22 protein-coding genes are annotated in these 20044 nt (G+C 73.1%); 5 read left to right on the plus strand and 17 right to left on the minus strand.

Annotation, left to right across the window (positions count from 1 at the left end):
- Positions 1-42 precede the first annotated feature (42 nt).
- Complete coding sequence (locus ACWCHM_RS28950) at positions 43-1257, minus strand: ABC transporter substrate-binding protein (protein ID WP_281901726.1); 1215 nt, start codon at positions 1255-1257, stop codon at positions 43-45.
- Between the two features lie 29 nt (positions 1258-1286).
- Complete coding sequence (locus ACWCHM_RS28955; protein WP_454220573.1) at positions 1287-2138, minus strand: alpha/beta hydrolase family protein; 852 nt, start codon at positions 2136-2138, stop codon at positions 1287-1289.
- Between the two features lie 71 nt (positions 2139-2209).
- Here ACWCHM_RS28955 and ACWCHM_RS28960 point away from each other — a divergent pair, with 71 nt between their 5' ends.
- On the plus strand, positions 2210-2797 hold the full coding sequence (locus ACWCHM_RS28960; RefSeq protein WP_204958313.1) for a bacterial proteasome activator family protein: 588 nt from the start codon (positions 2210-2212) through the stop codon (positions 2795-2797).
- Positions 2798-2839: 42 nt separating this feature from the next.
- Here ACWCHM_RS28960 and ACWCHM_RS28965 read toward each other — a convergent pair whose 3' ends face one another.
- The 3 genes from ACWCHM_RS28965 to ACWCHM_RS28975 form a co-directional block, all read right to left on the minus strand.
- A complete protein-coding gene (locus ACWCHM_RS28965; RefSeq protein ID WP_204958312.1) occupies positions 2840-3652 on the minus strand; it encodes an HAD family hydrolase in 813 nt (270 codons plus the stop codon).
- On the minus strand, positions 3652-4473 hold the full coding sequence (locus ACWCHM_RS28970; RefSeq protein WP_204958311.1) for an HAD family hydrolase: 822 nt from the start codon (positions 4471-4473) through the stop codon (positions 3652-3654). Before ACWCHM_RS28970 ends, ACWCHM_RS28965 begins: the two co-directional genes overlap by 1 nt.
- Before the next feature lie 166 nt (positions 4474-4639).
- Entirely contained in the window at positions 4640-5368 is a 729-nt protein-coding gene (locus ACWCHM_RS28975; protein WP_454220574.1) for a hypothetical protein, read from the minus strand.
- Between the two features lie 210 nt (positions 5369-5578).
- Between ACWCHM_RS28975 and ACWCHM_RS28980 the strand changes: the two genes are divergently transcribed.
- The 3 genes from ACWCHM_RS28980 to ACWCHM_RS28990 all read left to right on the plus strand — a co-directional run bounded on the left by ACWCHM_RS28980 (position 5579) and on the right by ACWCHM_RS28990 (position 7327).
- The gene (locus ACWCHM_RS28980; RefSeq protein WP_088643598.1) at positions 5579-6007 is read left to right on the plus strand and encodes an OsmC family protein; all 429 of its coding nucleotides are present in this window, start codon (positions 5579-5581) and stop codon (positions 6005-6007) included.
- A gap of 104 nt (positions 6008-6111) precedes the next feature.
- Positions 6112-6456, plus strand: a complete 345-nt coding sequence (locus tag ACWCHM_RS28985) for a metallopeptidase family protein (protein WP_204958919.1) — start codon at positions 6112-6114, stop codon at positions 6454-6456.
- A gap of 151 nt (positions 6457-6607) precedes the next feature.
- The gene (locus tag ACWCHM_RS28990) at positions 6608-7327 is read left to right on the plus strand and encodes an AIM24 family protein (protein ID WP_088643597.1); all 720 of its coding nucleotides are present in this window, start codon (positions 6608-6610) and stop codon (positions 7325-7327) included.
- Positions 7328-7436: 109 nt separating this feature from the next.
- On the opposite strand, the gene pheA is transcribed toward ACWCHM_RS28990, so the two are convergent.
- The 4 genes from pheA to ACWCHM_RS29010 form a co-directional block, all read right to left on the minus strand.
- Entirely contained in the window at positions 7437-8393 is a 957-nt protein-coding gene (gene pheA / locus ACWCHM_RS28995; RefSeq protein ID WP_454220575.1) for a prephenate dehydratase, read from the minus strand.
- A gap of 10 nt (positions 8394-8403) precedes the next feature.
- On the minus strand, positions 8404-8958 hold the full coding sequence (locus tag ACWCHM_RS29000) for a hypothetical protein (RefSeq protein WP_372445964.1): 555 nt from the start codon (positions 8956-8958) through the stop codon (positions 8404-8406).
- Positions 8959-9162: 204 nt separating this feature from the next.
- Positions 9163-9621 (minus strand): PAS domain-containing protein, encoded by a 459-nt coding sequence (locus ACWCHM_RS29005; RefSeq protein ID WP_204958308.1) that lies wholly within the window; start codon positions 9619-9621, stop codon positions 9163-9165.
- A 175-nt stretch (positions 9622-9796) separates the two neighbouring features.
- Positions 9797-10534, minus strand: coding sequence for a hypothetical protein (locus ACWCHM_RS29010; RefSeq protein ID WP_204958307.1), 738 nt, complete (start codon positions 10532-10534; stop codon positions 9797-9799).
- 164 nt (positions 10535-10698) lie between these two features.
- On the opposite strand from ACWCHM_RS29010, the gene ACWCHM_RS29015 reads away from it, so the two are divergent.
- The gene (locus tag ACWCHM_RS29015) at positions 10699-11916 is read left to right on the plus strand and encodes an arginine deiminase (protein WP_204958306.1); all 1218 of its coding nucleotides are present in this window, start codon (positions 10699-10701) and stop codon (positions 11914-11916) included.
- Positions 11917-11993: 77 nt separating this feature from the next.
- Here the strand turns inward: ACWCHM_RS29015 and ACWCHM_RS29020 are convergent, their stop codons facing one another.
- The 8 genes from ACWCHM_RS29020 to ACWCHM_RS29055 form a co-directional block, all read right to left on the minus strand.
- Positions 11994-12875, minus strand: coding sequence for a DUF5926 family protein (locus ACWCHM_RS29020; RefSeq protein ID WP_204958305.1), 882 nt, complete (start codon positions 12873-12875; stop codon positions 11994-11996).
- Between the two features lie 53 nt (positions 12876-12928).
- Complete coding sequence (locus tag ACWCHM_RS29025) at positions 12929-13375, minus strand: ATP-binding protein (RefSeq protein ID WP_372445963.1); 447 nt, start codon at positions 13373-13375, stop codon at positions 12929-12931.
- Between the two features lie 54 nt (positions 13376-13429).
- Positions 13430-14887 (minus strand): sensor histidine kinase, encoded by a 1458-nt coding sequence (locus ACWCHM_RS29030; RefSeq protein ID WP_204958304.1) that lies wholly within the window; start codon positions 14885-14887, stop codon positions 13430-13432.
- A gap of 116 nt (positions 14888-15003) precedes the next feature.
- Entirely contained in the window at positions 15004-15795 is a 792-nt protein-coding gene (locus ACWCHM_RS29035) for a glycerophosphodiester phosphodiesterase (protein WP_454220577.1), read from the minus strand.
- Positions 15796-15805: 10 nt separating this feature from the next.
- Complete coding sequence (locus ACWCHM_RS29040) at positions 15806-16141, minus strand: rhodanese-like domain-containing protein (protein ID WP_204958302.1); 336 nt, start codon at positions 16139-16141, stop codon at positions 15806-15808.
- Between the two features lie 76 nt (positions 16142-16217).
- Positions 16218-17159 carry an LCP family protein gene (locus ACWCHM_RS29045; protein ID WP_204958301.1) on the minus strand — a complete coding sequence of 314 codons (942 nt, stop codon included), beginning with the start codon at positions 17157-17159 and terminating at the stop codon, positions 16218-16220.
- 197 nt (positions 17160-17356) lie between these two features.
- The gene (locus ACWCHM_RS29050) at positions 17357-18565 is read right to left on the minus strand and encodes an LCP family protein (RefSeq protein WP_204958300.1); all 1209 of its coding nucleotides are present in this window, start codon (positions 18563-18565) and stop codon (positions 17357-17359) included.
- 252 nt (positions 18566-18817) lie between these two features.
- Positions 18818-20041, minus strand: coding sequence for an LCP family protein (locus ACWCHM_RS29055; RefSeq protein WP_204958299.1), 1224 nt, complete (start codon positions 20039-20041; stop codon positions 18818-18820).
- Positions 20042-20044 lie beyond the last annotated feature (3 nt).

The following is a 20044-nucleotide window of genomic DNA, read 5'->3' on the forward strand; positions in this document are numbered from 1 at the left end:
CGCCGGCACCACGAGCGGCCGGCCCGACCGGGGCCGGCCGGCTCAGCCGAGGGTGGCGATCTCGTTGATCAGGACGTTGGAGAGCAACCGGCCGTCGAACTGCACCTTGCGCAGGTACCACTTCTGCTGCGGGGTACGCGGCTGGTTGAACTGCCACGGCCCGCGCGGGCTGTCGATCTGACCGATCTTGCCCAGCGCCAGGTTGACCTGCTGCGCGGTCGGCTCCGCGCCGGCCAACCGGATCGCCTTGTCGAGCACCTGCGCGGCGTCGTACGAGGCCATCGCGTATGTGGTGGGCGAGACGTTGTAGGTCTTCCGGTAGGCCGAGGCGAAGACCCGGTTGGCGTTGTTGTTCAGGTCGGCCGAGTAGTTCAGCGCGGTCTGGATGGTGCCGGCCTTGAGGCTCTCGTCCGCGTTGACCAGGGTCGACCGCAGGTCGGCGAGGATGTTGCCCTCGGTCAGGAAGCCTGGCGCGTAGATGTCGCCGAACCAGCGGCTGCGGCGCAGTTGCCTGATGAACTGCTCACCGGCGGTGCCGGAGTAGAAGCAGAAGATCCCCTCGGGCTGGCGGCTGAGCGCCTCGCTGATCTGCGCGCCGAACTCGTCGTCGCCGGGGGTGGGGTTGGCGGTGGTGAGGATGGGGTCACCGATGATCCGGGGGTCGTCGGTGCCGAAGCCGTCCCGGAAGCCGTTGATCACGTCCTGGCTGGCGGTGCCCTCGGGGGCGACGATGGCGAGCCGGCTCCCGGTGGGAAGTGTTCGCCGCAGGTACGACCCGAGCGCCCGGCCCGGCTCGTCCAGCACGTACGACGTCCGCCAGATGTAGACGACGCTCTGCAGGCTGGGCGGGGAGGCGTTGGACCCGATCAGCGGCACCCGGGCCTTCTCCACCGCGTCCCGGATGCCGGACATCACTGTCGAGTTGACCACGCCGGTCATGGCGAGCACGTTCTGGCCGAGCAGGTTGTCGACGGCGGCCTGGCCGCTCTTGGCGTTGTCGCCCTCGTCGACGGTCACCACCGTCGTCGGGTGGCCGCCGAGCTGCTGCCCGTTCATCGCCAGGAAGAGCTGGAAGCCGTTCTCGATGTCGATGCCGATGGTCTTGCCGTCGCCGTTCTCCGGCCGGATCAGCCCGATCTTGATCGGCGTGCCGGGGGTCGGCGTCTCGGTGTCGTCCGTGCCGCAGGCGGCGGCGAGTCCGGTCGTGCCGAGCGCGGCCAGCAGTTGAAGGGCCCGCCTGCGGTTCATCTGCGACACCGAAATCCTTTCGGGAGCATTGCCGGGCGTCACCGCCCCTCCGGCGTTCTACCTGGCGGGCGACCCTGCGTCAATGGATCTTGATCTTCAAGCAACGACTGCAACGCAGCCCTTACCTGCGGCCAGGCCGCCGAGAGCGGGTCGATCAACCCGAAGTGCTCACATTCCGGCAGCTCAATGAGGGTGACCGGCGAGCCGGCGGCCCGTGCGGTGGCAGCATATGACCTGCTCAGAGCCGCCGGCACCTGGCGGTCCCGCATCCCGTGCAGGATCACCGTGCGTGTCCGTGGCGGCACCGAAAGGCGGGGATCGGCCACCGCGTACCGCTGCGGGTGTTCGGCCGGGCCGCCGCCGAGCAGCGCGGCCACCGCCCCCGAATCCAACCCCAGCCGGTACGCCTCGGCGAGGTCGGCGACCGGGGCCAGCGCCAGCACCCCGGCCACGTCCTGCGGGGCGTGCGCCGCCACGTGCAGCGCCAGCTGCCCACCCGCCGAGTGCCCCAGCAGCAGCGGCGGCCCCGGCGCGACCAGCCCCGGCAGGGCGCGGGTGGCCACCCCGGGCAGCGCCGCCACCCCGGCCCGGACGTCGGCGAGCGTGTTCGGCCAGCCACCGCCCGGTTGGCCGGTGCGCCGGTACTCCAGCTGGGCCACCGGCCAACCCGCCTCAGCCAGGGCGGCGGCGAGCGGGCCGGTGTGGGTGCGGTCGTACTCGGCCCGCCAGAAGCCCCCGTGCACCACCGCCACCAGCGGCCGGGCCGGACCACCACCGCCACCTGCCGGTCGGCGCAGGTCGACCAGCTGCTCCGGCGCGTCGCCGTAGGCGACGGTCAGGTCCGGCGGCGGGGCGGGCCGGCTGAGCACCGTCCGGGGGTCGTGGGACATGCCGGCGACGGTAGCGCGGCCGGTGGCGGTCCGGGTGGGTGCGACGGGAGCGGGTGGGTAAAGATGGGGCCATGACCGAAGCGCACCCCACTGGACAAGCTGACGAGCCGGGCCGCCCCGACGGGCAGTCGGGCACCGTGGTCGTGGTCGGCCCGGACGGCCGCCCGGTCGGCACCATGCAGACCGACGAGACCGCCGAGGACCCGACCCGCCTGGTCGAGCAGCCGGCCAAGGTGATGCGGATCGGCAGCATGATCAAGCAGTTGCTGGAGGAGGTGAAGGCCGCCCCGCTCGACGACGCCAGCCGGCACCGGATGCGGGAGATCCACCAGCGGTCGATCGTCGAGTTGAAGGATGGCCTCGCCCCCGAACTGCGCGAGGAGCTGGAACGGCTCTCGCTGCCGTTCGCCGAGGACCAGGCGCCCAGCGAGGGCGAGCTGCGGATCGCCCACGCCCAGCTGGTCGGCTGGCTGGAGGGGCTCTTCCACGGCATCCAGGCCACCCTGGTGGCCCAGCAGATGGCCGCCCGGATGCAGCTGGAGCAGATGCGCTCCGGTGGCCGTCCCGCCCTGCCCAGCGGCCCCGGCGCGATGATCCCCGGCATGCCCGGCATGGGCCAGCCCGGTGGCGAGGGCCACAACACCGGCCAGTACCTCTGAGCGTGCGCCGGGGCGTCGCCGCGCGGTGACGCCCCGGGGCGCTCAGCCCACCCCGAAGACCTTCTCCAGGTACGCCGCCACGCCGTCGGCGGTGTTCGCCCCGGTCACCTCGTCGGCGATCTCCAGCACGGCCGGGTGTGCGTTGGCCACCGCCACCGCCCGTCCCGCCCAGGTGAGCATCGGCACGTCGTTGGGCATGTCACCGAACGCGAGCACGTCGGCCTGCGCCACCCCGACCCGGGCCGCGTACCAGGCCAGCCCGGCGGCCTTGGTCACCCCGGCGGCGGAGATCTCCACCAATCCGCTGTACGACGAGTGCGTCGCCTCGGCCAGCCCCTCCAGCGCCCCCGCCACCACCTGCACGAAGGCGTCCGGGTCCTGGGTGCCGGCGCGGGCCAGCAGCTTCACCGCCGGCACCGAGGCCAACTCCTCAGGCGACTCGACCGCCCGGATGGCCTCGTGGTCGGCGTCCCAGCGCAGCGGGTAGTGCGCCTCGTGCCGCATCTCCCGGCTGTCCACGATCTCCACCGCGAAACTGACCTCCGGCACCGCCGCCCGTAGCCGGCGGGCCACCTCGGCGAGCAGCTCCGGGGCCAGCGGGTCGGCCCGCAACACCTGGTCGGTGTCCGGGTCGTAGACCACCGCGCCGTTGGCGCAGATCGCCGGCAACGGCGCGGCGAGCTGGTCGTACACCAGTTGGAGCCAGCGGATCGGGCGGCCGGTGACCAGCACGACGGGGGTGCCCGCCGCGGAGATCCGCTCCAGTACCGCCGCGGTGCGGGCGCTGAGCCGGCGCTCGTCGCCGAGCAGGGTGCCGTCGATGTCGCTGGCGACCAGCCGTGGTGTCTCTGCCATCACCGGGAGAGTAGCCGGTCGAGGTAGACCGCCACCCCGTCGTCGTCGTTGCGCAGGGTCACCTCGTCGGCGGCGGCCCGCACCAGCGGGTGCGCGTTGGACACCGCCACCCGCGACCAGCCGGCCCAGGCGAACATCGGCAGGTCGTTGGGCATGTCCCCGAAGACCAGCACGTCGGCCGGGTCGACGCCGAGCCGCTCGGCGACCACGCTCAGGCCGCTGGCCTTGTCCACCCCGGCCGGGGTGATCTCGACGAAGCCGAGCCCGGCCTGGGTGAGGGTGGCGACCTGCGGCGGGACGATCCGACGGGCGGTGGCCAGCAACTCGTCGACGTCGTGGTCGGCGGTCCGGACGAACGCCTTGATCACGTCGAGGGCGAGGCACTCCGCCCGGCTGCGCGCCTCGAACAGCTCGGGGTAGGGCCAGGACGGGTGATAGTCGCCCCACAGCGGCGCGTCGTGCTCGTCGGACCCCTCGACCATGACGGTCAGCGGGCCGACGACGGCCTCCAGGTCGGTCAGCAGGCCGGCCAGTACCCCGGCGGACAGGCGCTCGTCGCGCAGCACCACCGGGCCGGTCGGGTCGCTCTGGTCGACCACACAGCCACCACCGGCCATCACCAGGAAGTCGGCGGCCCGGATGTCGTTGCGGGTGAGTTCCTTGAGCCGGGGGCCACGACCGGTGGCGCCGACCACCGGGATACCGGCGGCCCGCACCCGGTCGAGCACCCCGTGGGTGTACGCCGACACGGTGTCGTCGCTGCGCACGAGGGTGCCGTCGAGGTCGGTGGCGATGAGTTTGGGCAGTCCCGGGCGGGTCATCGTTCCTCCTTGCCCGCCGCCGTCCGTACCGGTCTTCCGACCCGGTGTGACGGCGGGCAGCAACCGTACCTCGCCGTCCGGATCGCAACCACGGCTTCCGGGCGAATCAGCCGGCAACGCCCGGTGACCGTCGTACGACGCCCCGGGCGTCCACCCCGGCTGGGGCTCAGGGGTGGGATTCGCGGCGGGCGAACGGGACAGTCGGGGTGACGGTCAGCCCGGTGGGCGCGGCCGGCCGGGTGTAGTCCGCGTCCGGGTCGTCCGCGTCCGGGTCGAGCCCCTCCGGGTCGGTCTGCGGGCCGACGGCGTCGACAGGCGGACCGTCCGGCTGCCGGACGGTGGTGAGCAGCGCCGCCCCGACCAGCGCGACGGCGACGAAGGCCATCACCAGGCCCCGGCCGTAGTCGACCCGGAACCCGTCCTCCGGGGAGTAGAACAGCGCCCGCTGGCCCGAGTCGTCCAACGAGAAGGCGGTGACGGTGAGCAGGATCACCAGGACGCCCGCCACGGCCAGCCCGGCCACCCGGGCGTCCTGCCGGACCGCCGGCCGTCCGCGCAGGGTCAACGCCACCGTGACACCGAGCAGCAGGAGCCCCACCAGGTAGGCGATCCCGAAGCCGCCCACCTCGGCCACGCCACCGGGCACCCGGATGGTGCCGCTGCCCTCCGGCCCACCGTTCGGCACGGTCATCACCAGCCACTCCCCGGCCGCCGACGCCGTGCCGGCGACCGCACCGAGCAGGGCCAGCACCGGGGGCAGCCGCCGGTCCCGGCGCAGCGCGGCGGGCCAGTGCCCGAACCGGCCGACCGGCCGTCGTCCGGGGGCGCCCCACTGCGGCACCGAGGTGTCATCCGAGCGGTCGTCCTGTCTCGGGATGGGGAGATCCTGGGACATCGGCTACCTTCCGCGTCGCGGGCCTGACCCGCATCATCCCACGTCGGCCCGGTGTGGGCCGGCAGCGTCGGGCCCGGAACGGCGCACGTCGGCCGCCGCCCGTGGTCGCGACCGGCACCCTCCGGCCGGCGCCCTCCGGCCGGCGGCGGTGGCCGGCCACCCCGCCCGGTCGGTCACCGCGGGCGAGGGCTTTCGACTAGCGTTCGGGTCATGCCTATCCGTACCGCATCCGCACGTTGGCAGGGCAACCTCACCGAGGGCGCCGGGACCGTCCGCACCGGAAAGGGCGGCCTGGAGGGGAACTACTCCTTCAAGTCGCGCTTCGAGGAGGGCGAGGGGACCAATCCGGAGGAACTGATCGGTGCCGCCCACGCGGGCTGCTTCTCGATGGCGCTCTCCAAGCAGCTCGCCGACGCCGGGGTGTCCGGCACCTCGGTGGAGACCACCGCGAAGGTGCACTTCGACAAGACCGACGCGGGAATGACCGTCACCCGGATCGACCTGGAGACCGTCGGTCAGGCCCCGGGCCTGGACGAGGCCCAGTTCACCAAGCTGGCCGAGGCCGCCAAGGAGGGCTGCCCGATCTCCCGGCTGCTCTCCCCCGGCGCGCAGATCAGCCTCACCGCCCGCCTCGCCTGATCCGTCCCGTCCGCCGTCCGGCCCGCCCGGGTCGGACGGCGGACGGGGTAGGCCGGCGGGACCGGTGGGCGGGCGGCGGTTCGGGCACAATGGGTGAGGTGCCCGTGGAGATGAGCCGTGAACGCTTCGAGGAGCTGGTCGGCGAGGCCCTCGACGAGGTGCCCGAGGGGTTGCTCCGGCTGATGAGCAACGTGGTCATCCTGGTCGAGGACGACCCGCCGCCCGGGGAGGACCTGCTCGGCCTCTACGAGGGGCACGCGCTCACCGAACGCGGCTGGAACTACTCGGGTGTGCTGCCCGACCGGATCTTCATCTACCGCCGGCCGATCCTGCGGATCTGCGCCACCGAGGACGACGTGGTCGACGAGGTGGCGGTGACCGTGGTGCACGAGATCGCCCACCACTTCGGCATCGACGACGAGCGGTTGCACGCGTTGGGCTGGGCCTGAGCCCGCCCCCGGCCCCGTCGGTCCGGTCGTCTGCGCGTACCTGACCGGTTCCGTGCGCGGAGCCGGGCTTGCCCGCCGCTCGGCCGATGCAGCGGGTTGCGGGGGCTGCCTACCGTGTGGTGAGCACACCCCCAATCAGGAGGAAGACCCAATGCGCAGCGCGCTGTTCTCCGCGGAGAACCTGGAGAAGGAGTCCGCCCAGCCCGGCATGCGGCTGCAGAACTCCAAGATGTTGAAGATCGAACTCAACGGCGAGGCGATGGCCCGGGTCGGGTCGATGGTCGCCTACCAGGGGCAGGTGCAGTTCCAGGCGTTGGGCTCGGGCGGCATCGGCAAGTTCATCAAGCAGCGGCTCACCGGCGAGGGCGTGCCGCTGATGAAGCTCAGCGGCCACGGCGACGTGTTCCTGGCCGAGCTGGCCAAGGACGTGCACATCATCGACCTGGAGCCGGGCGACGCGCTGTCGATCAACGGGTCCAGCGTGCTGGCCTTCGACTCCACCCTGTCGTACGACATCAAGATGGTCGGCGGCGCGGGGATGGCCTCGTCCGGCCTGTTCAACTGCGTGTTCAGCGGCTACGGCCGGATCGCCATCACCACCAAGGGCACCCCGGTCGTGCTCAACGTCGACGCGCCCACCTACGTCGACCCGCAGGCGGCGGTGTGCTGGTCGGCCAACCTCCAGACCGGCTACCACCGGGCCGAGCAGCTCGGCCTGGGCACCCTGCTCGGCCGCAGCACCGGTGAGGCGTTCACCATGAGCTTCGCCGGGCAGGGCTTCGTCGTGGTCCAGCCGTCGGAGGAGCCGCCGGTCCAGGGCAGCGGCGGCCAGCAGCAGCAACAGGGACTGCTCGGCGGCCTGCTCAGCTGACCTTCCGCGACGTGGGGCGGTTCCGGTCGGGACCGCCCCACGTTCGTCTGCACGGCCGGACCGGTGCGGCCCGCACCCGTGCCGCCGCCGGGACCCGGGCCGCGTGGGGTCAGCTCAGTTCGCCGGCCCGCAGCCGGGCCAGCCAGGTCGCCGCGTCGGTGTAGTCGGTGTCCGAGAGGCCGGCCGGCGCGGGGACCGGCCGGTCACCCGCCGCGTCGGCCCACCGGTGCCTGGGGTACGACCCGAGGAACCGCACCTCGGCGCAGACCCGCCGCAGCCCCTGCAACGCCTCACCGAGCCGGACGTCCGCGACGTGACCGGTGCAGTCGAGGAAGAAGACGTACCGGCCCAGCGCCTCGCCGGTGGGACGGGACTCGATCCGGGTCAGGTTGACCCCCCGCACGGCCAGTTCCATCAGCACCGACAGCAGCGCGCCCACCCGGTCGTGCGCGATGTAGACGGCCAGCGAGGTGAGGTCGTCGCCGGTGGGCGGCGGGGGCGGGCCGGGGCGGGACAGCAGGGCGAACCGGGTCACCGCGTCCGGATGGTCGGCGATCTTGTCGGCGAGCAGGGCCAGTCGGTGCCGGGCCGCCCCGATCGGGGCGCAGATCGCCGCGTCGTACTCGCCGGTGGCCGCGCCGGCCGCCGCCGCGCCGTTGGACAGCACGTCGATCACCGTGGCGTCGGGCAGGTGCGCGCGCAGCCAGTTACGGCACTGGGTGGACGCCTGCGGATGGGCGGCCACGCTGCGCACTCCGGCGGGGTCGGTGCCGGGGCGCGCAGCGAGCACGAACTCCACCGGCAGGATCACCTCCCGGGTGATCACCAGCGGGTCCCCCTCGGCCAGCTCGTCCAGGGTCACCCCGACCGCGCCGCCGATCGAGTTCTCCATCGGCACCAGCGCCGCGTCCGCCTCACCGGCCCGTACGCTCTCCAGCGCCTCGCCGACGCTGCGGGCGGGCGTACGACTGCCGCGTTCGGCGGCCGGGACGGTGCGCAACGCCTGCTCGGCGAAGGTGCCCTCGGGGCCGAGGTAGACGTAGCGGGTCGGCGGTGTTCCGGGCATGCCGCCCAGCCTACGCACCCGGTGGCAGCCCGGTCCCGCTGTCGCAGGCCAACGTCCGGATGGCGGGCGGCGCGACGGCCTTCACCTCGATCGAGCAGACGTCGGTGCCGGCGGTGACCAGCCGCAGCGCATCCGGTTCCCCCCGGCTGACCGCCTGGAGTTCCTCGTGCCCGCTGACGGACAGCACGGTGTACTGCCAGCCGTCGGCGCACAGCGGGCCGTCGACGGCCCGTACCGACACGTCGCGGGGCAGCACGTCGCCCCGGAGCAAGCCGATCACCCGGTCGGCCGACGGGCGGCCGGCGCAGGCCATCGCGACCGCCGCGACGGTGGGGCTCGGCAGCGTCGACGTCGGCGGCAGGGTGGGGGTCACCGGCAGCACTGGGGGCGACGTCGTCGGCGGCAGGGTCACCACCGGCGTGGGTGGGGCGACCGGGGCCGGCAGCTCCCGGTCGGGCGGGGCGGCGCAGCCGGTGAACGGCGACACGGCGAGCAGGGCCACGGCGAGCCGGGCGGCGACCGGCCGCCGGTACGGGGGGCGGCGGTGGGCGGGGTCAGGCGGCACGGGCCGGTCCTCGGGGGATTCGGGCGCGGGGCGTCGCGACGGGGGCCGGCCGTCACGGACCGTGGGAGGGGGCAGGTCGTGTGGCCGGTGGGGTGAACCCATCGTAGGAAAAACCGTCCGCCCGGTGAAGGCCGGCGCGACGCCCGACGCTCGCGCCCGACGCCGCCGCCCGGCGCGGGGCGGACCGGCGCGGGCGGTGCCGGGTCAGATCGGGGAGAAGAAGGTGAGTGAACCGGTGACCGAGCCGCCGGTGAGCATCGGGGTGGAGACGGCGTCGACGGTGGCGTAGGTGCTGGCGTCGCCGGCGGGCTGCACCCGCAGCAGACCCCGGGCGAGCCGACCGGAGTGCAGGGCGAGCAGCGGGGGGATCTTGTCGGTCTCCTGCTCGGGCAGCTCGTGCCGGGCGGCGGTGAAGTCGAGCAGCCGCAGGCCGCCTTCGAGCAGCGGCAGGCCGACCACGTCCTCGGGGGCACCGAGGCAGAGCAGTTCACAGCCGGCGGCGGAGATGGCGACCACCAGGGTGTCGGCGTCGATCAGGAGGCAGGGTTCCTCGGCGTGCGAGACGCTCGCCGACCACTTCCCGACGTTGTCGCACCCCGGCCCTGTCGGCGTCCGCGCCGGCGGCACGAACACGTCCGGGAGCGAGAGTTCGACGTGGGCCACCGCGCCTCCTAGGTACACCGACGGTCTGTCCACGCTAGCCGGTCTTCGTGACGGTCGCCGACCGCGCGGGAGCCACCGGCCGCCGGTGGAGGGATCAAGTGCCCTGGCGGGCGGCCGGCGACGGCGCGGACCGGCATGTCGGGGGGACCGGCACCGCGGGGCGTCGCCGGTGACGTTACCGGCGACCCGCCGGCTTGTCAGCGGCCGTTCGGCCCTCGTCGTACCACCGGTAGTCGCCGGTGGGACGGTACGTGCCGTTGTGCCAGGTCTGCGGGGCCTGGGCGACCCGGGACAGCTTCTCGGCGGTGGCCGGGCTGATCCGGTTGCCTCCGGCGACGAGGAGCCGGTCGAGCTCCCGGTGGGTCGCCATCATGCAGTCCTTCGGCAGGCCGTAGACGCTGATGACGCCGGAGCCGACGAAGGTCAGCACCGGCGTCACCGGGATCGGCAGCCCGACCGCCTGGCTGAGCGCCTTGCTGGCCCGCTTGGCGTCCCGCCGGGCCTCGGCCACGTACGGCGGGCGCTTGCCGTTGATCTGCACCACGTCCCCGGCGACCAGCACCCGGGCCCGGCCGTGGTCGGCGATGCTGACCGCGAAGAGCCCGCTGGGGCCGATGGCGAGGAACCCGGCGCGCTCGTCCTGCCCGTGGTCGCGCAGGACGTCGGAGACGTCGGTGCGCGGCCACTCGATGACGTGCCAGGCGGGACCCAGGTGGTCGAGCTGACCGAGCGCCCGCGCCCCGGCGGCCTCCAGCCGGCGGGCGCCCCGCTCGGCCCGGCGTCGACGTGCCCACTCCAGTGGGGTCGGACGGGCCGGATCGAGAGCCGCGGACCCGTCGGGACGGGGGTGCGGCACCGCCACGGGCGGCAGTGCCCGGGTGGGTACGGCTCGACGAGCGGGAAAGACAGTCATCGCGACCTCCGGCAAAAGGTCCCTCGAAAGTTATGTTCTCACTACCCTACGTCGCCACTGTGGGGGTTCGGCAAGTTGGAACGCCGGAATGAGTGCGGATGAATGCCATATTCATCCGCAGTTCTTCCGCTGAACATCGTTCATCACTGCCCTACGCTGCGGGGGTGACCCACTACGTGGACAGCGAGGTCGGTCGACTCGGCACGGTGCTGTTGCACCGACCGGGTCCGGAACTGGCCCGCCTCACCCCCCGCAACAACGACTCGTTGCTCTTCGACGCTATCCCATGGGTCGGCCGGGCCCAGGAGGAGCACGACGCCTTCGCCGCCGAGCTGCGCGGACGCGGCGTGGAGGTGCTCTACCTCGCCACCCTGCTCGCCGAGACGCTCGCCGTCGCCGAGGCCCGCGCCGAACTCACCGAGCAGGTGCTCGCGTCGCCCCGGCTCGGCGACACCCTGCGCCGCCGGGTGGCCGACCACCTCGCCTACCTCGACCCCGCCGGGCTCGCCGACGTGCTCATCGCCGGCCTCGCCCACGAGGAGGTACGGATCAGCGCCGAACGCCCCGGCGGTCTGGTCTGGACCATGATGGACCGGCACGACTTCGTCATCGACCCGCTGCCCAACCTGCTCTTCACCCGCGACTCGTCACTGTGGATCGGCGACCGGGTCGGGGTCACCAGCCTCGCCATGCCGGCCCGCCGCCGGGAGACCACGCTGACCGACGCGATCTACCGGCACCATCCCCGCTTCGTCGGCACCCGGACCGTCTACCACCCCGGCCTGGAACACCTCGAAGGCGGCGACGTGCTGCTGCTCGCCCCCGGCGTGCTCGCCGTCGGGGTGGGCGAGCGGACCACCCCGGCCGGCGCCGAACGGCTGGCCCGGCAGGTCTTCGCCGCCGGCCTGGCACACACCATGCTGGTGGTGCCGATCGCCCAGGAACGGGCCACCATGCACCTCGACACCGTGTGCACCATGGTCGACGTCGACGCGGTGCTGATGTACCCCAACGTGGCCAGCACGCTGTCGGCGTACACGGTGATCGCCGGGCCGGACGGCGAGCCCCGGGTGGACGGCCCCGCGCCGTTCCTGCGCGCGGCGGCCGACGCGATGGACCTCGACCAGCTCCGGGTGATCGACACCGGCCTGGACCCGGTGACCGCCGAACGCGAGCAGTGGGACGACGGCAACAACACCCTCGCCCTGGCCCCCCGGCTCTGCGTCGGCTACGAACGCAACGTGGAGACCAACGCCCAGCTGGAGCGCGCCGGCATCGAGGTCATCCCGATCGCCGGTTCGGAGCTGGGCTCCGGCCGGGGCGGCCCCCGCTGCATGTCCTGCCCGCTGGTCCGCGAGCCGCTGCACCCGGCGGCCGGCTGAACCGTCCCACCCGGGCGGCCCGAACCGACGGAGCCGGCGCACCGGCCCGCCCGGCGGGCCGAGACGGCAGGGGCTAGCTAGCGGAGGGTGAGCTGGCGGCCGAGCAGGCCCTGACGGGCCCGGCGGCCGGCGGCGTCCAACGGCTCCTTCTCGGCCAGCGCGTCGGCGTACCGCTCGGCGAACGCGGCCACCGGCTCCTCCCACTTGGCGGCCGGGACGTCCTCCGGCAGGTCCCACACGGGTGCCAGCCGGCCGTGCGCCCGGAACATGCCGGCGAACTTCGTGCCCTCGCCGAGGGTGAGCGCACCGGCGGCGGAGAGCCGGGAGAGCGCGTCCAGCGCGGCGTCCTCGTCGTCGCCGAGCACCCAGCGCACGTGCGCCTTCTCCGGCACCTGGCACCAGTAGGCGGCCCGTGCGGCGGCCAGCTTCACGGTCGGGTAGATCGCCGCGTTCGCCCGCTCCAGGGACGCCTGCACGGTCGGGTCGTCGGCCGCGCCGGGGTCGAGCCAGAACTCGAACCCGTCGTGCATCGTGATCTCCAGCGGGCCGTCCACCAGGATGTCCTGCAGGCGCGGGCCGGGGCCCGGCAGCGGCGGCACCGTCACCGCCCCGCCCGGCTCGGTACGCAACGCGCACAGCAGCGCGTCGGCCAGGTCCCGGGAGACGTCGCCGGACTGCTGGTGCCGCTGGAGGCCGATGAACACCCGGCCGTCCGGCTTGGTCATCGCCGGGGCGGCCATCGGCAGCACCGTCGCCAGGGTGACCGGGCGGTCGCCGTGCTCCTCGACCAGGTCGGGGGTGAGCCGCAGCGGTGCCGAGGCGGCCGGTACGAGTTCGCGCAGGGCGATCCACTCCGGCTCGTCCACCAGCCCCTCGAACGGACGGGGGACGAAGACGTCCCGGATCTTCTCCCGGCGGGGAGCGGCCTCGGCGCGCTGGTTCTTTCGACGCTTGCTCACGGCGAGACAGCCTAGAGCCCGACGGGCGGCGGTGGGGGAAGGACCCGCCCCGCTCAGCCGGCGGCGACCAGGTCCGGCCGGCAGTCGGCGGGGTCGAACTCGGCCCAGACGCTCTGCCCCAGGCCGTCCCGGTCGACCCCCCAGCGGCTGGCCAGGCCGGCCACGATGTGCAGGCCCCGTCCGTCGACGGCGTCCGTGCCGGCGGCCCGCATCCGGGGGCCGGCCCCGGCGCCGCCGTCGGTCACCCGGACGGAGACACCCGGCCCGGTCCGGGTCGGACGCAGCCGCCAGGCGACCCGGACCACCCCGCCGGGCAGCGGGTCGGCGTGCCGGACCGCGTTGCCGACCAGTTCGGCCAGGACGGCCACCAGATCGGCGAGGAGCGGCGGGGGCACCAGGTCGGCCAGTTCGTCGGCGAGCCGGTGCCGGGCCAGCCGCGCGCCGGTGGGGTGGTGGGGGACCACCACACACCACGAACGCTCGACTCGTCCCGTCGACACTCCGGCTCCTTCTCGGCCCGTGCCCGCGGTGGGTCGTCCGGCCCACCTGGCGGCTCACCCGCGGGGGAGCCGCACCTCTGCGACGGTACCGCCACCGTCACGTGGACGTAGGGATACCCATCCATTCTGCTGTTCAACGATCCGGCGGACGAGATAGAGGCCGAGTCCGGCACCCGGATAGGCCCGCCGGTCGCCGGACTCGCCCTGCCAGAACCGGTCGAAGGCGCGTTCGACGTGTTCCGGCCGGATGCCCACCCCCCGGTCGGTCACCCGGAACGACACGGTCTGCCCGTCGGCCGAGGCGAACACCTCGATCGGGGAGTCCGCCGGTGCCCACTTGCCCGCGTTGGTGCACAGCTCGGTCAGCACGGTGGTCAGGCTGCGCCGGTCCCCGAGGGCCTTGGGCAGGTCGGCCGGCACGTGCAGGAACAGGCGTCGACGCAGGTCGCCGGGGAGGTCCAGGACCGCCGCGCGCAGCGCCTCACCGAGGTCGAACGGGACGGCCGGCTCGTCGTCGGAGCGTCCGTCGGTGGCCGAGGTGAGCAGCCGGTCGACCAGCCGGGCGAGTTCGTTGGCCCGTTGACCGATCACCCGGGCCGCCTGCCGCCGGTCGTGGTCGGTCAGCGACTCCCAGTGGTCGGTGAGGGTGTCGGCGTACCCCTTGATGACGGTGACCGGGGTACGCAGCTCGTGGCTGGTCACCGCGACGAAGAGGTCGCGGTCGGACTCCCGGCGTCGCTGGTCGGTGATGTCGCGGAAGGTGATCACCCGCAGCGTGCCCGGTCCGACCAGCTCACCGGCGGTGATCCGCAGCCACCGCCCGTCCGGGAGCTGGTGGTCGAGCAGCTGGCCGGCCGGGGGGAGCGGGAACGGCAGCGGCCGGTTCATCGCGTCCCCGGCGCTGCGCCCGGTGACCTCGGTGGCGGCCGGGTTCCACAGCCGGACCCGACCGTCCCGGTCGACCACGGCCAGACCGTCGGCCAGCGCCGCGACGACCGGGCCGTCGCCGTGCACCGGCAGGCCGCTCTGGTCGCCGTACATGTGGGCGATGCAGGAGGCGAGGTAGCCGAGGGTGGCGTGCTGGACGCGGTCCTCGGTCTCGTCGTCGTCGGTGTAGAGGGCGTGCAGGGTGCCGACGGTGAGCCCGTTGAGTTCGGCGCGGGCGACGATCATGCGGCGCAGGCCGTTGCCGACCAGTTCCGCGGCGAGCGGACCGTCGAGATGGTCCAGCCGGGCCTGGCGGACCCGGGGCCCGGTGAGCAGGCAGACGGTGGCCGGGTCGGAGGCGGGCAGCGGACGGCCGATGGTCCACTCGGCGCAGCCGCTGGCGGCGATCACCCGGCCACCGGTCGGGGCGAACTCGACGAAGGCCACGCAGGCCGCGCCGAGCGTGGGGCGGGCCGCCCGGAGCAGCGAGGTGAGCACCGGCAGTCCGGCCTCACCAGAGTTGATCATCTCGATCACCGCGCCGTGGTCGGTGATGAGGGCGGCGAGGTCGGGGCGTTCCGGCATGCCCCGAGTCTGCCCCGTACCGGGCGGTTCGGGCACCCCCCGCAGGTCACCGGGCTCGGGCAGCCGGTGCCGACCCGAACCCCCGGCGTCGGCCGGGGGCCGGTGTGCCCCGGGCGTCACCGGCCCAGCCGGGCCAGGGTGTGCGCGGGCCGGTCGGTGATCACCCCGTCCACCCCCGCGTCGAGGACCAGCTCCAGGTCGGTGGGCTCGTTGACCGTCCAGACGTACACCGGGTGGCCGGCGGCGCGCAGCGCGGGCACCAGCCCCGGGCGGGCCCGGACCAGGCCGATGCCCGGCCCGGCGATCCGCGCCCCGAACGGCAACCGGCCGAGCCGCAGCCAGCGCGGCAGCACCTCCAGCAGCAGCACGGTCGGCAACGCCGGGGCCAGTTCGCGGACCCGGCGGACCGCCAGCGGGGAGAACGACATCACGGTGACCTGGACCGGATCGTCCGGGCCCGGCTCGGCCAGCCCGTGCCGGCGCAGCAGGGTCACCAGCCGGCGCTCGACGTCCCCCCGGTAGCGGGACGGGTGTTTGGTCTCCACCAGCAGCCGGACCGGGCGGCCGGCGTCGCGGACGGCGGTCAACAGCCGGTCCAGGGTGAGCAGCCGGGTACGGCTGTCGTCAGGTGCCACGCCGCCGTCGTCCGGCGCGCAGCCGGGATGCCAGGAGCCGAAGTCCAGGGTCTCCAGCTCGGCCAGGGTGCGGGCGCTGACCAGGCCGTGACCGTTGCTGGTCCGGTTCAACCGCCTGTCGTGTACGCAGACCAGGTGCCCGTCGCGGGTCAGCCGGACGTCGCACTCCAGCCCGTCGGCGCCCTCGTCGAGGGCCCGCAGGTAGGCCGCCAGGGTGTGCTCGGGCAGGTCGGCCGACGCGCCCCGGTGCGCGAAGACCAGTGGATCAGCCATCCTCCGCTGCTCAGATGACCTGGCCGGGCTGCCCGTCCCCGGTGACGACCGGCCTGCCGACGGCCGCCCACTGCCGCATCCCGCCGTCGGCGTTGCGGACCTGCTCCCAGCCGTTGCCGAGCAGGTAGCCGACGACCTGGGCGGAGCGCCCGCCGGAGCGGCAGATGACCGCGACGTCGCGGTCGGTGGGCACCTCGGCGAGCCGGGCCGGCAGTTCCATCATCGGTACGTGATGCGCGCCGGGCGCGTGGCCCGCCGCCCACTCGTCGTCCTCGCGGACGTCGAGCAGGTAGGTTTCGTCGTCGATCGCGGTCACGGGGACACTGGGAACCTGGGATCCGAACACGGTCGAAAGCCTAGATCCTCGGTGCCGTCGGCGGCACGTCGGCGCTCGGCGTGGCGGCCTGTCGACGGTGGGACGGTCAGAGCCGGTTGACCCAGCGCGGGTTGGCCCGTGACCACTCGGGCAGCCGGTCGGTGCGGACGGCGTCGAAGAGTCCGCCGCCGCCGTTGTCGAGCACCACGTACGAGATGCCGTCGATGGTCTGCGGGTAGGACGGGAGCTGCACCCCACGTAGCGCGTCGGCGGGCAGCGACCGCAGGGCGAACAGCAGTTCGTCCAGGGGTACGCCGTTGGTGTCGACGGTGAGTGCGCTGCCGACCGCCCGCAGCACCCGATCGAGTTGCACCGGGTCGGTACGCAGGTGGGTCTCGCCGGCGCGGTCCATCATCGCCCGCAGCATCTGTTGCTGGTGCCGCTGCCTGTCGTAGTCGCCGTTGGGCAGGTCGTAGCGCTGCCGGGCGTAGTCCAGCGCCCGTGCGCCGTCCATCTGCTGGCAGCCGACCGGGAAGAGGACGCCGGTGTGGATCGAGCGGACCTCGGTGTCGACGCACATCCGGATGCCGCCGAGCAGGTCGATGACGCGTCGGAAGCCGTCGAAGTCGACCAGGGCCGCCCCGTCGAAGCGGATGCCGGTGAGCTGGTTCAGGGTGGCCGAGAGCAGGCGGGTGCCGCCCTCGCCTCCGCCGCCGTGCTCGTACGCTGCGTTGATCTTGTCCTGGCCCCCGGCGTAGCCGACGCCGTCCGGGGGGATGGTGACCAGCAGGTCCCGGGGGACGGAAATCAGGTACGCCTGCCGCAGGTCGGGTGGCACGTGCACGATCAGGATGGTGTCCGACCGCTGGTCCGGCCCGGATGCGCCGGGGCGTTGGTCGGAGCCGACGATCAGGTAGTTCAGCCCGGCTTCCAGTTCGGTGCGGGCCTGCCGGGCGTCGGGGGCGAGCAGTTGTTCCTTACTGACCGTGCGGTCGTAGCGGTGGGTGAGCAGTCGTACCCCGACCACGGCGAGCCCGGCGAGCAGCACCAGGGTTAGGCCGACGCCGAGCAGGACCCGTGGCCAGCGTGTCCGGCGTCGGACGGGCGGCGGTGTGCCCCGCCCCCGGTCGGATCGCGCTGACCTGGCCGTGACGTCCTCCCCGTGGCCGCAACGTGAATATCTCTCACGTCAGGCTACGGTCGGGTGACCGGCTCCCGGGCCGGTTCGCCGTGACTACCGGCCGGTCACTTGCGGGTGGACAGCACGCTCGGGTTGGCGTAGACGAACTCGCCCAGCTTGTCTTCCTTGATCGCCTGGAACATGTCCAGGGTCTGCTGGCTGAGCGCCTCACGGTTGTTGGCGTTGCCGTTGAACGTGCCGCCGTTGGTCCGCAGCATGGTCAACTCGTTGGCGGTCACCCCGCGCATGGTGAACACCAGGTCGGCCACCGGCACGCCCCCGGTGTCCAGGATGAACGCCTTGCCGGCCGCCTTGATCAGCTGGTTGACCTTGACCGGGTTGGTCAGCATGCCCTTGTCGGTGGCCTTGCGGGCCATCGCCTTGATCAGCTGCTGCTGGTTCTGCTGGCGGTCGTAGTCGCTGTTGGGCAGGCCGTAGCGCTGCCGCGAGTAGTCGAGCGCCTGGAGGCCGTTCATCTCCCGGCAGCCCTTCTTGTAGACCACCGGGGTCATCGGCCGGCCGGTCTTCTTGGCGTCCGCGTTCCACATCTGCTTGCCGTCCACGATCATCATGTGGTGCGACTTCACCTCGTGGCTGACGCAGATGCGCACCGTGCCGAGGGTGTCGATGACGTTCTTGAAGCCGCCGAAGTTGATGATCGCGGCGCCGTCGAAGCTGACCCCGGTCATGTTCTTGATGGTCTGGGCCATCAGCTGCGCGCCGCCCTCCCAGCCGCCGCCGTTGCGCGCACCGGCCTGGAACGCCGCGTTGATCTTGTCGGTCCCGCCCTTGAAGCCGCTCTTCTTGAACGCCGGGATCTGCGCCTCGGTGTCCCGGGGGATCGAGACCAGGTACGCCTGGTCGTGGCTGGCCGGGATGTGCAGCACGATGATGCTGTCCGAGCGGACGTCGTCGGCGGCCCAGCGCTCCCGGGCGTCCACGCCGAGCAGCAGCATGTCGATCGGGCCGTCCAGGTTGGCGCCGCCCTCGGCCTCGGTCTTGCCCGCCCCGCCGAGCAGGTTGCGCTGGGCGATGTTGCCGGTGGCCTGACTGATCAGCGCCTTGCTGCCGACGATCGCGACACCGCTGGTCAGCATCAGCACCGCGCCGAAGACCACGGTCAGCCGGGCCCACAGCGGGTCCTTGCGCCGGGTGCGCTTGCGGGCCGTACCGGAGGGCCGACCGCCGCGACCGCCGGATGACGGGACGGCGGCCGACGCCCGGTAGGGGTCGGCGCTCAGCGACGATGGGCGGGGGCTGGTCTGAACCGGCATGCGTGCTCCAGCTCGCGTGATCGGGGGGCGGGACCACTTTACGTACCGCTTCCCGGCAAGGCGAGGTCGTCACACGCACAAATCCCAGACAACCTGACCTTTAGCCCCATGATTCATCCGTTCGGGCGAATCGATGCGACCGGACGGCCGTTGGCGTCCGATGATCAAGCGGTCCGGAAACGACCTCTGATGACGTCCGTCGAAATCTGCCTGACACATGGGGGCGGACCGCGCCGGCCCGCCCCCGCCCCGTCAGTTGCCGGCGGCGGCCTTCTTGTCGGCCGCCACCCAGTCCGCCATCGTGTCGGCCGACATCGCCTTGAACATCGCGAGCGCCTTCTCCCGGTCGGAGACCACCACCGACTCGCCGTTGATGGTGTCGCTGCCGAGGTTCGGGCTGGTCAGGAACGTCAGGTTCTCCCCGCGCAGGTTGCGGAACTGGATCGCCATGTCGCCGAGGGAGAAGTCGTTGTCGACGGTCACCGCGTCGGTCACCGACTGGAGGAACGCGTTCAGCTTCTTGGGGTTGGTCAGCGTGCCCGTGCTCGCCGCCTTGTCCATCAGCGCCCGCAGGAACTCCTGCTGGTGGCGCATCCGGGCGAAGTCGCCCTGGGGGAACTGCTTGCGCTGGCGGATCCAGTCCAGCGCCGTCGCGCCGTCCATGTGCATGGTGCCCTTGGTGAACTTCCGGTACGGCTTGTGGATCGAGGTGATGCTCTGGTCCACCTTCAGGTCGACCCCGCCGAGCGCGTCGGTGACCTCCTTGAAGCCACCGAAGTCGATCGCCATCACGTTGTCGATCCGGACGTCGGTGAAGCACTCCACGGTGCGGACCGCCAGCGGCAGGCCACCGAAGGCGAACGCCGCGTTGATCTTGGCACGCTGACCGGAGTCGCACGCCGCGCCCGCGCTCTCGGGGATCGGCACGTACAGGTCACGCGGGATGGAGACCAGGTAGGCCTCCTGGTGGTCGGCCGGGATGTGCATGACGATCAGCGTGTCCGCCCGCCACTCGCCCGGCTTGTCGACAGCCGCGTCCGGGTCCCGCGAGTCCGTTCCGACGAGCAGGATGTTGAGCGCCCCGTCGACCGCCTTCGCCGGCCGGCCGCCGGTGATCTCCGAGAACGGGTCGGTGCGGGCCAGGTCCTCGTTGAGGTTGCGGGTGTAGAACCAGGCCCCGATCCCGCCGAGCAGCGCCACCACCAGCACCGTCACACCGGCCACCAGGGCGATCCGCCCCCAGCGCGGGCGCGGCCCGCGCCGGCCGTAGTTCCCCGGCCCGCCCGGCCCCGAGGGTGTGCCGGGGCCGCCCGGTCCGCCCGACCGGGGCTGGTTCTCCTGGTACGACGGGTACCACTGCGCGTCGGACTGCCGGGCGGGCCCGGTGGAGCCCCGGTCGGCACCGGGCACCGAGGCCCGGCCCGCGCTGCGGTGCAGGTAAGGGAGCGAGGCGCCGGCTGACGAGGTCGCTGACATGCG

The sequence above is a fragment of the Micromonospora sp. SCSIO 07396 genome (assembly GCF_053667945.1).

What these genes read in the sequence shown, in the direction of transcription:
- ACWCHM_RS28955 (WP_454220573.1), bottom strand. Translation starts at nt 2,138, where the DNA reads ATGTCCCACGACCCCCGGACGGTGCTCAGCCGGCCCGCCCCGCCGCCG.
- ACWCHM_RS28960 (WP_204958313.1), top strand. Translation starts at nt 2,210, where the DNA reads ATGACCGAAGCGCACCCCACTGGACAAGCTGACGAGCCGGGCCGCCCC.
- ACWCHM_RS28965 (WP_204958312.1), bottom strand. Translation starts at nt 3,652, where the DNA reads ATGGCAGAGACACCACGGCTGGTCGCCAGCGACATCGACGGCACCCTG.
- ACWCHM_RS28970 (WP_204958311.1), bottom strand. Translation starts at nt 4,473, where the DNA reads ATGACCCGCCCGGGACTGCCCAAACTCATCGCCACCGACCTCGACGGC.
- ACWCHM_RS28975 (WP_454220574.1), bottom strand. Translation starts at nt 5,368, where the DNA reads ATGTCCCAGGATCTCCCCATCCCGAGACAGGACGACCGCTCGGATGAC.
- ACWCHM_RS28980 (WP_088643598.1), top strand. Translation starts at nt 5,579, where the DNA reads ATGCCTATCCGTACCGCATCCGCACGTTGGCAGGGCAACCTCACCGAG.
- ACWCHM_RS28990 (WP_088643597.1), top strand. Translation starts at nt 6,608, where the DNA reads ATGCGCAGCGCGCTGTTCTCCGCGGAGAACCTGGAGAAGGAGTCCGCC.
- pheA (WP_454220575.1), bottom strand. Translation starts at nt 8,393, where the DNA reads ATGCCCGGAACACCGCCGACCCGCTACGTCTACCTCGGCCCCGAGGGC.
- ACWCHM_RS29010 (WP_204958307.1), bottom strand. Translation starts at nt 10,534, where the DNA reads ATGACTGTCTTTCCCGCTCGTCGAGCCGTACCCACCCGGGCACTGCCG.
- ACWCHM_RS29030 (WP_204958304.1), bottom strand. Translation starts at nt 14,887, where the DNA reads ATGCCGGAACGCCCCGACCTCGCCGCCCTCATCACCGACCACGGCGCG.
- ACWCHM_RS29035 (WP_454220577.1), bottom strand. Translation starts at nt 15,795, where the DNA reads ATGGCTGATCCACTGGTCTTCGCGCACCGGGGCGCGTCGGCCGACCTG.
- ACWCHM_RS29050 (WP_204958300.1), bottom strand. Translation starts at nt 18,565, where the DNA reads ATGCCGGTTCAGACCAGCCCCCGCCCATCGTCGCTGAGCGCCGACCCC.
- ACWCHM_RS29055 (WP_204958299.1), bottom strand. Translation starts at nt 20,041, where the DNA reads ATGTCAGCGACCTCGTCAGCCGGCGCCTCGCTCCCTTACCTGCACCGC.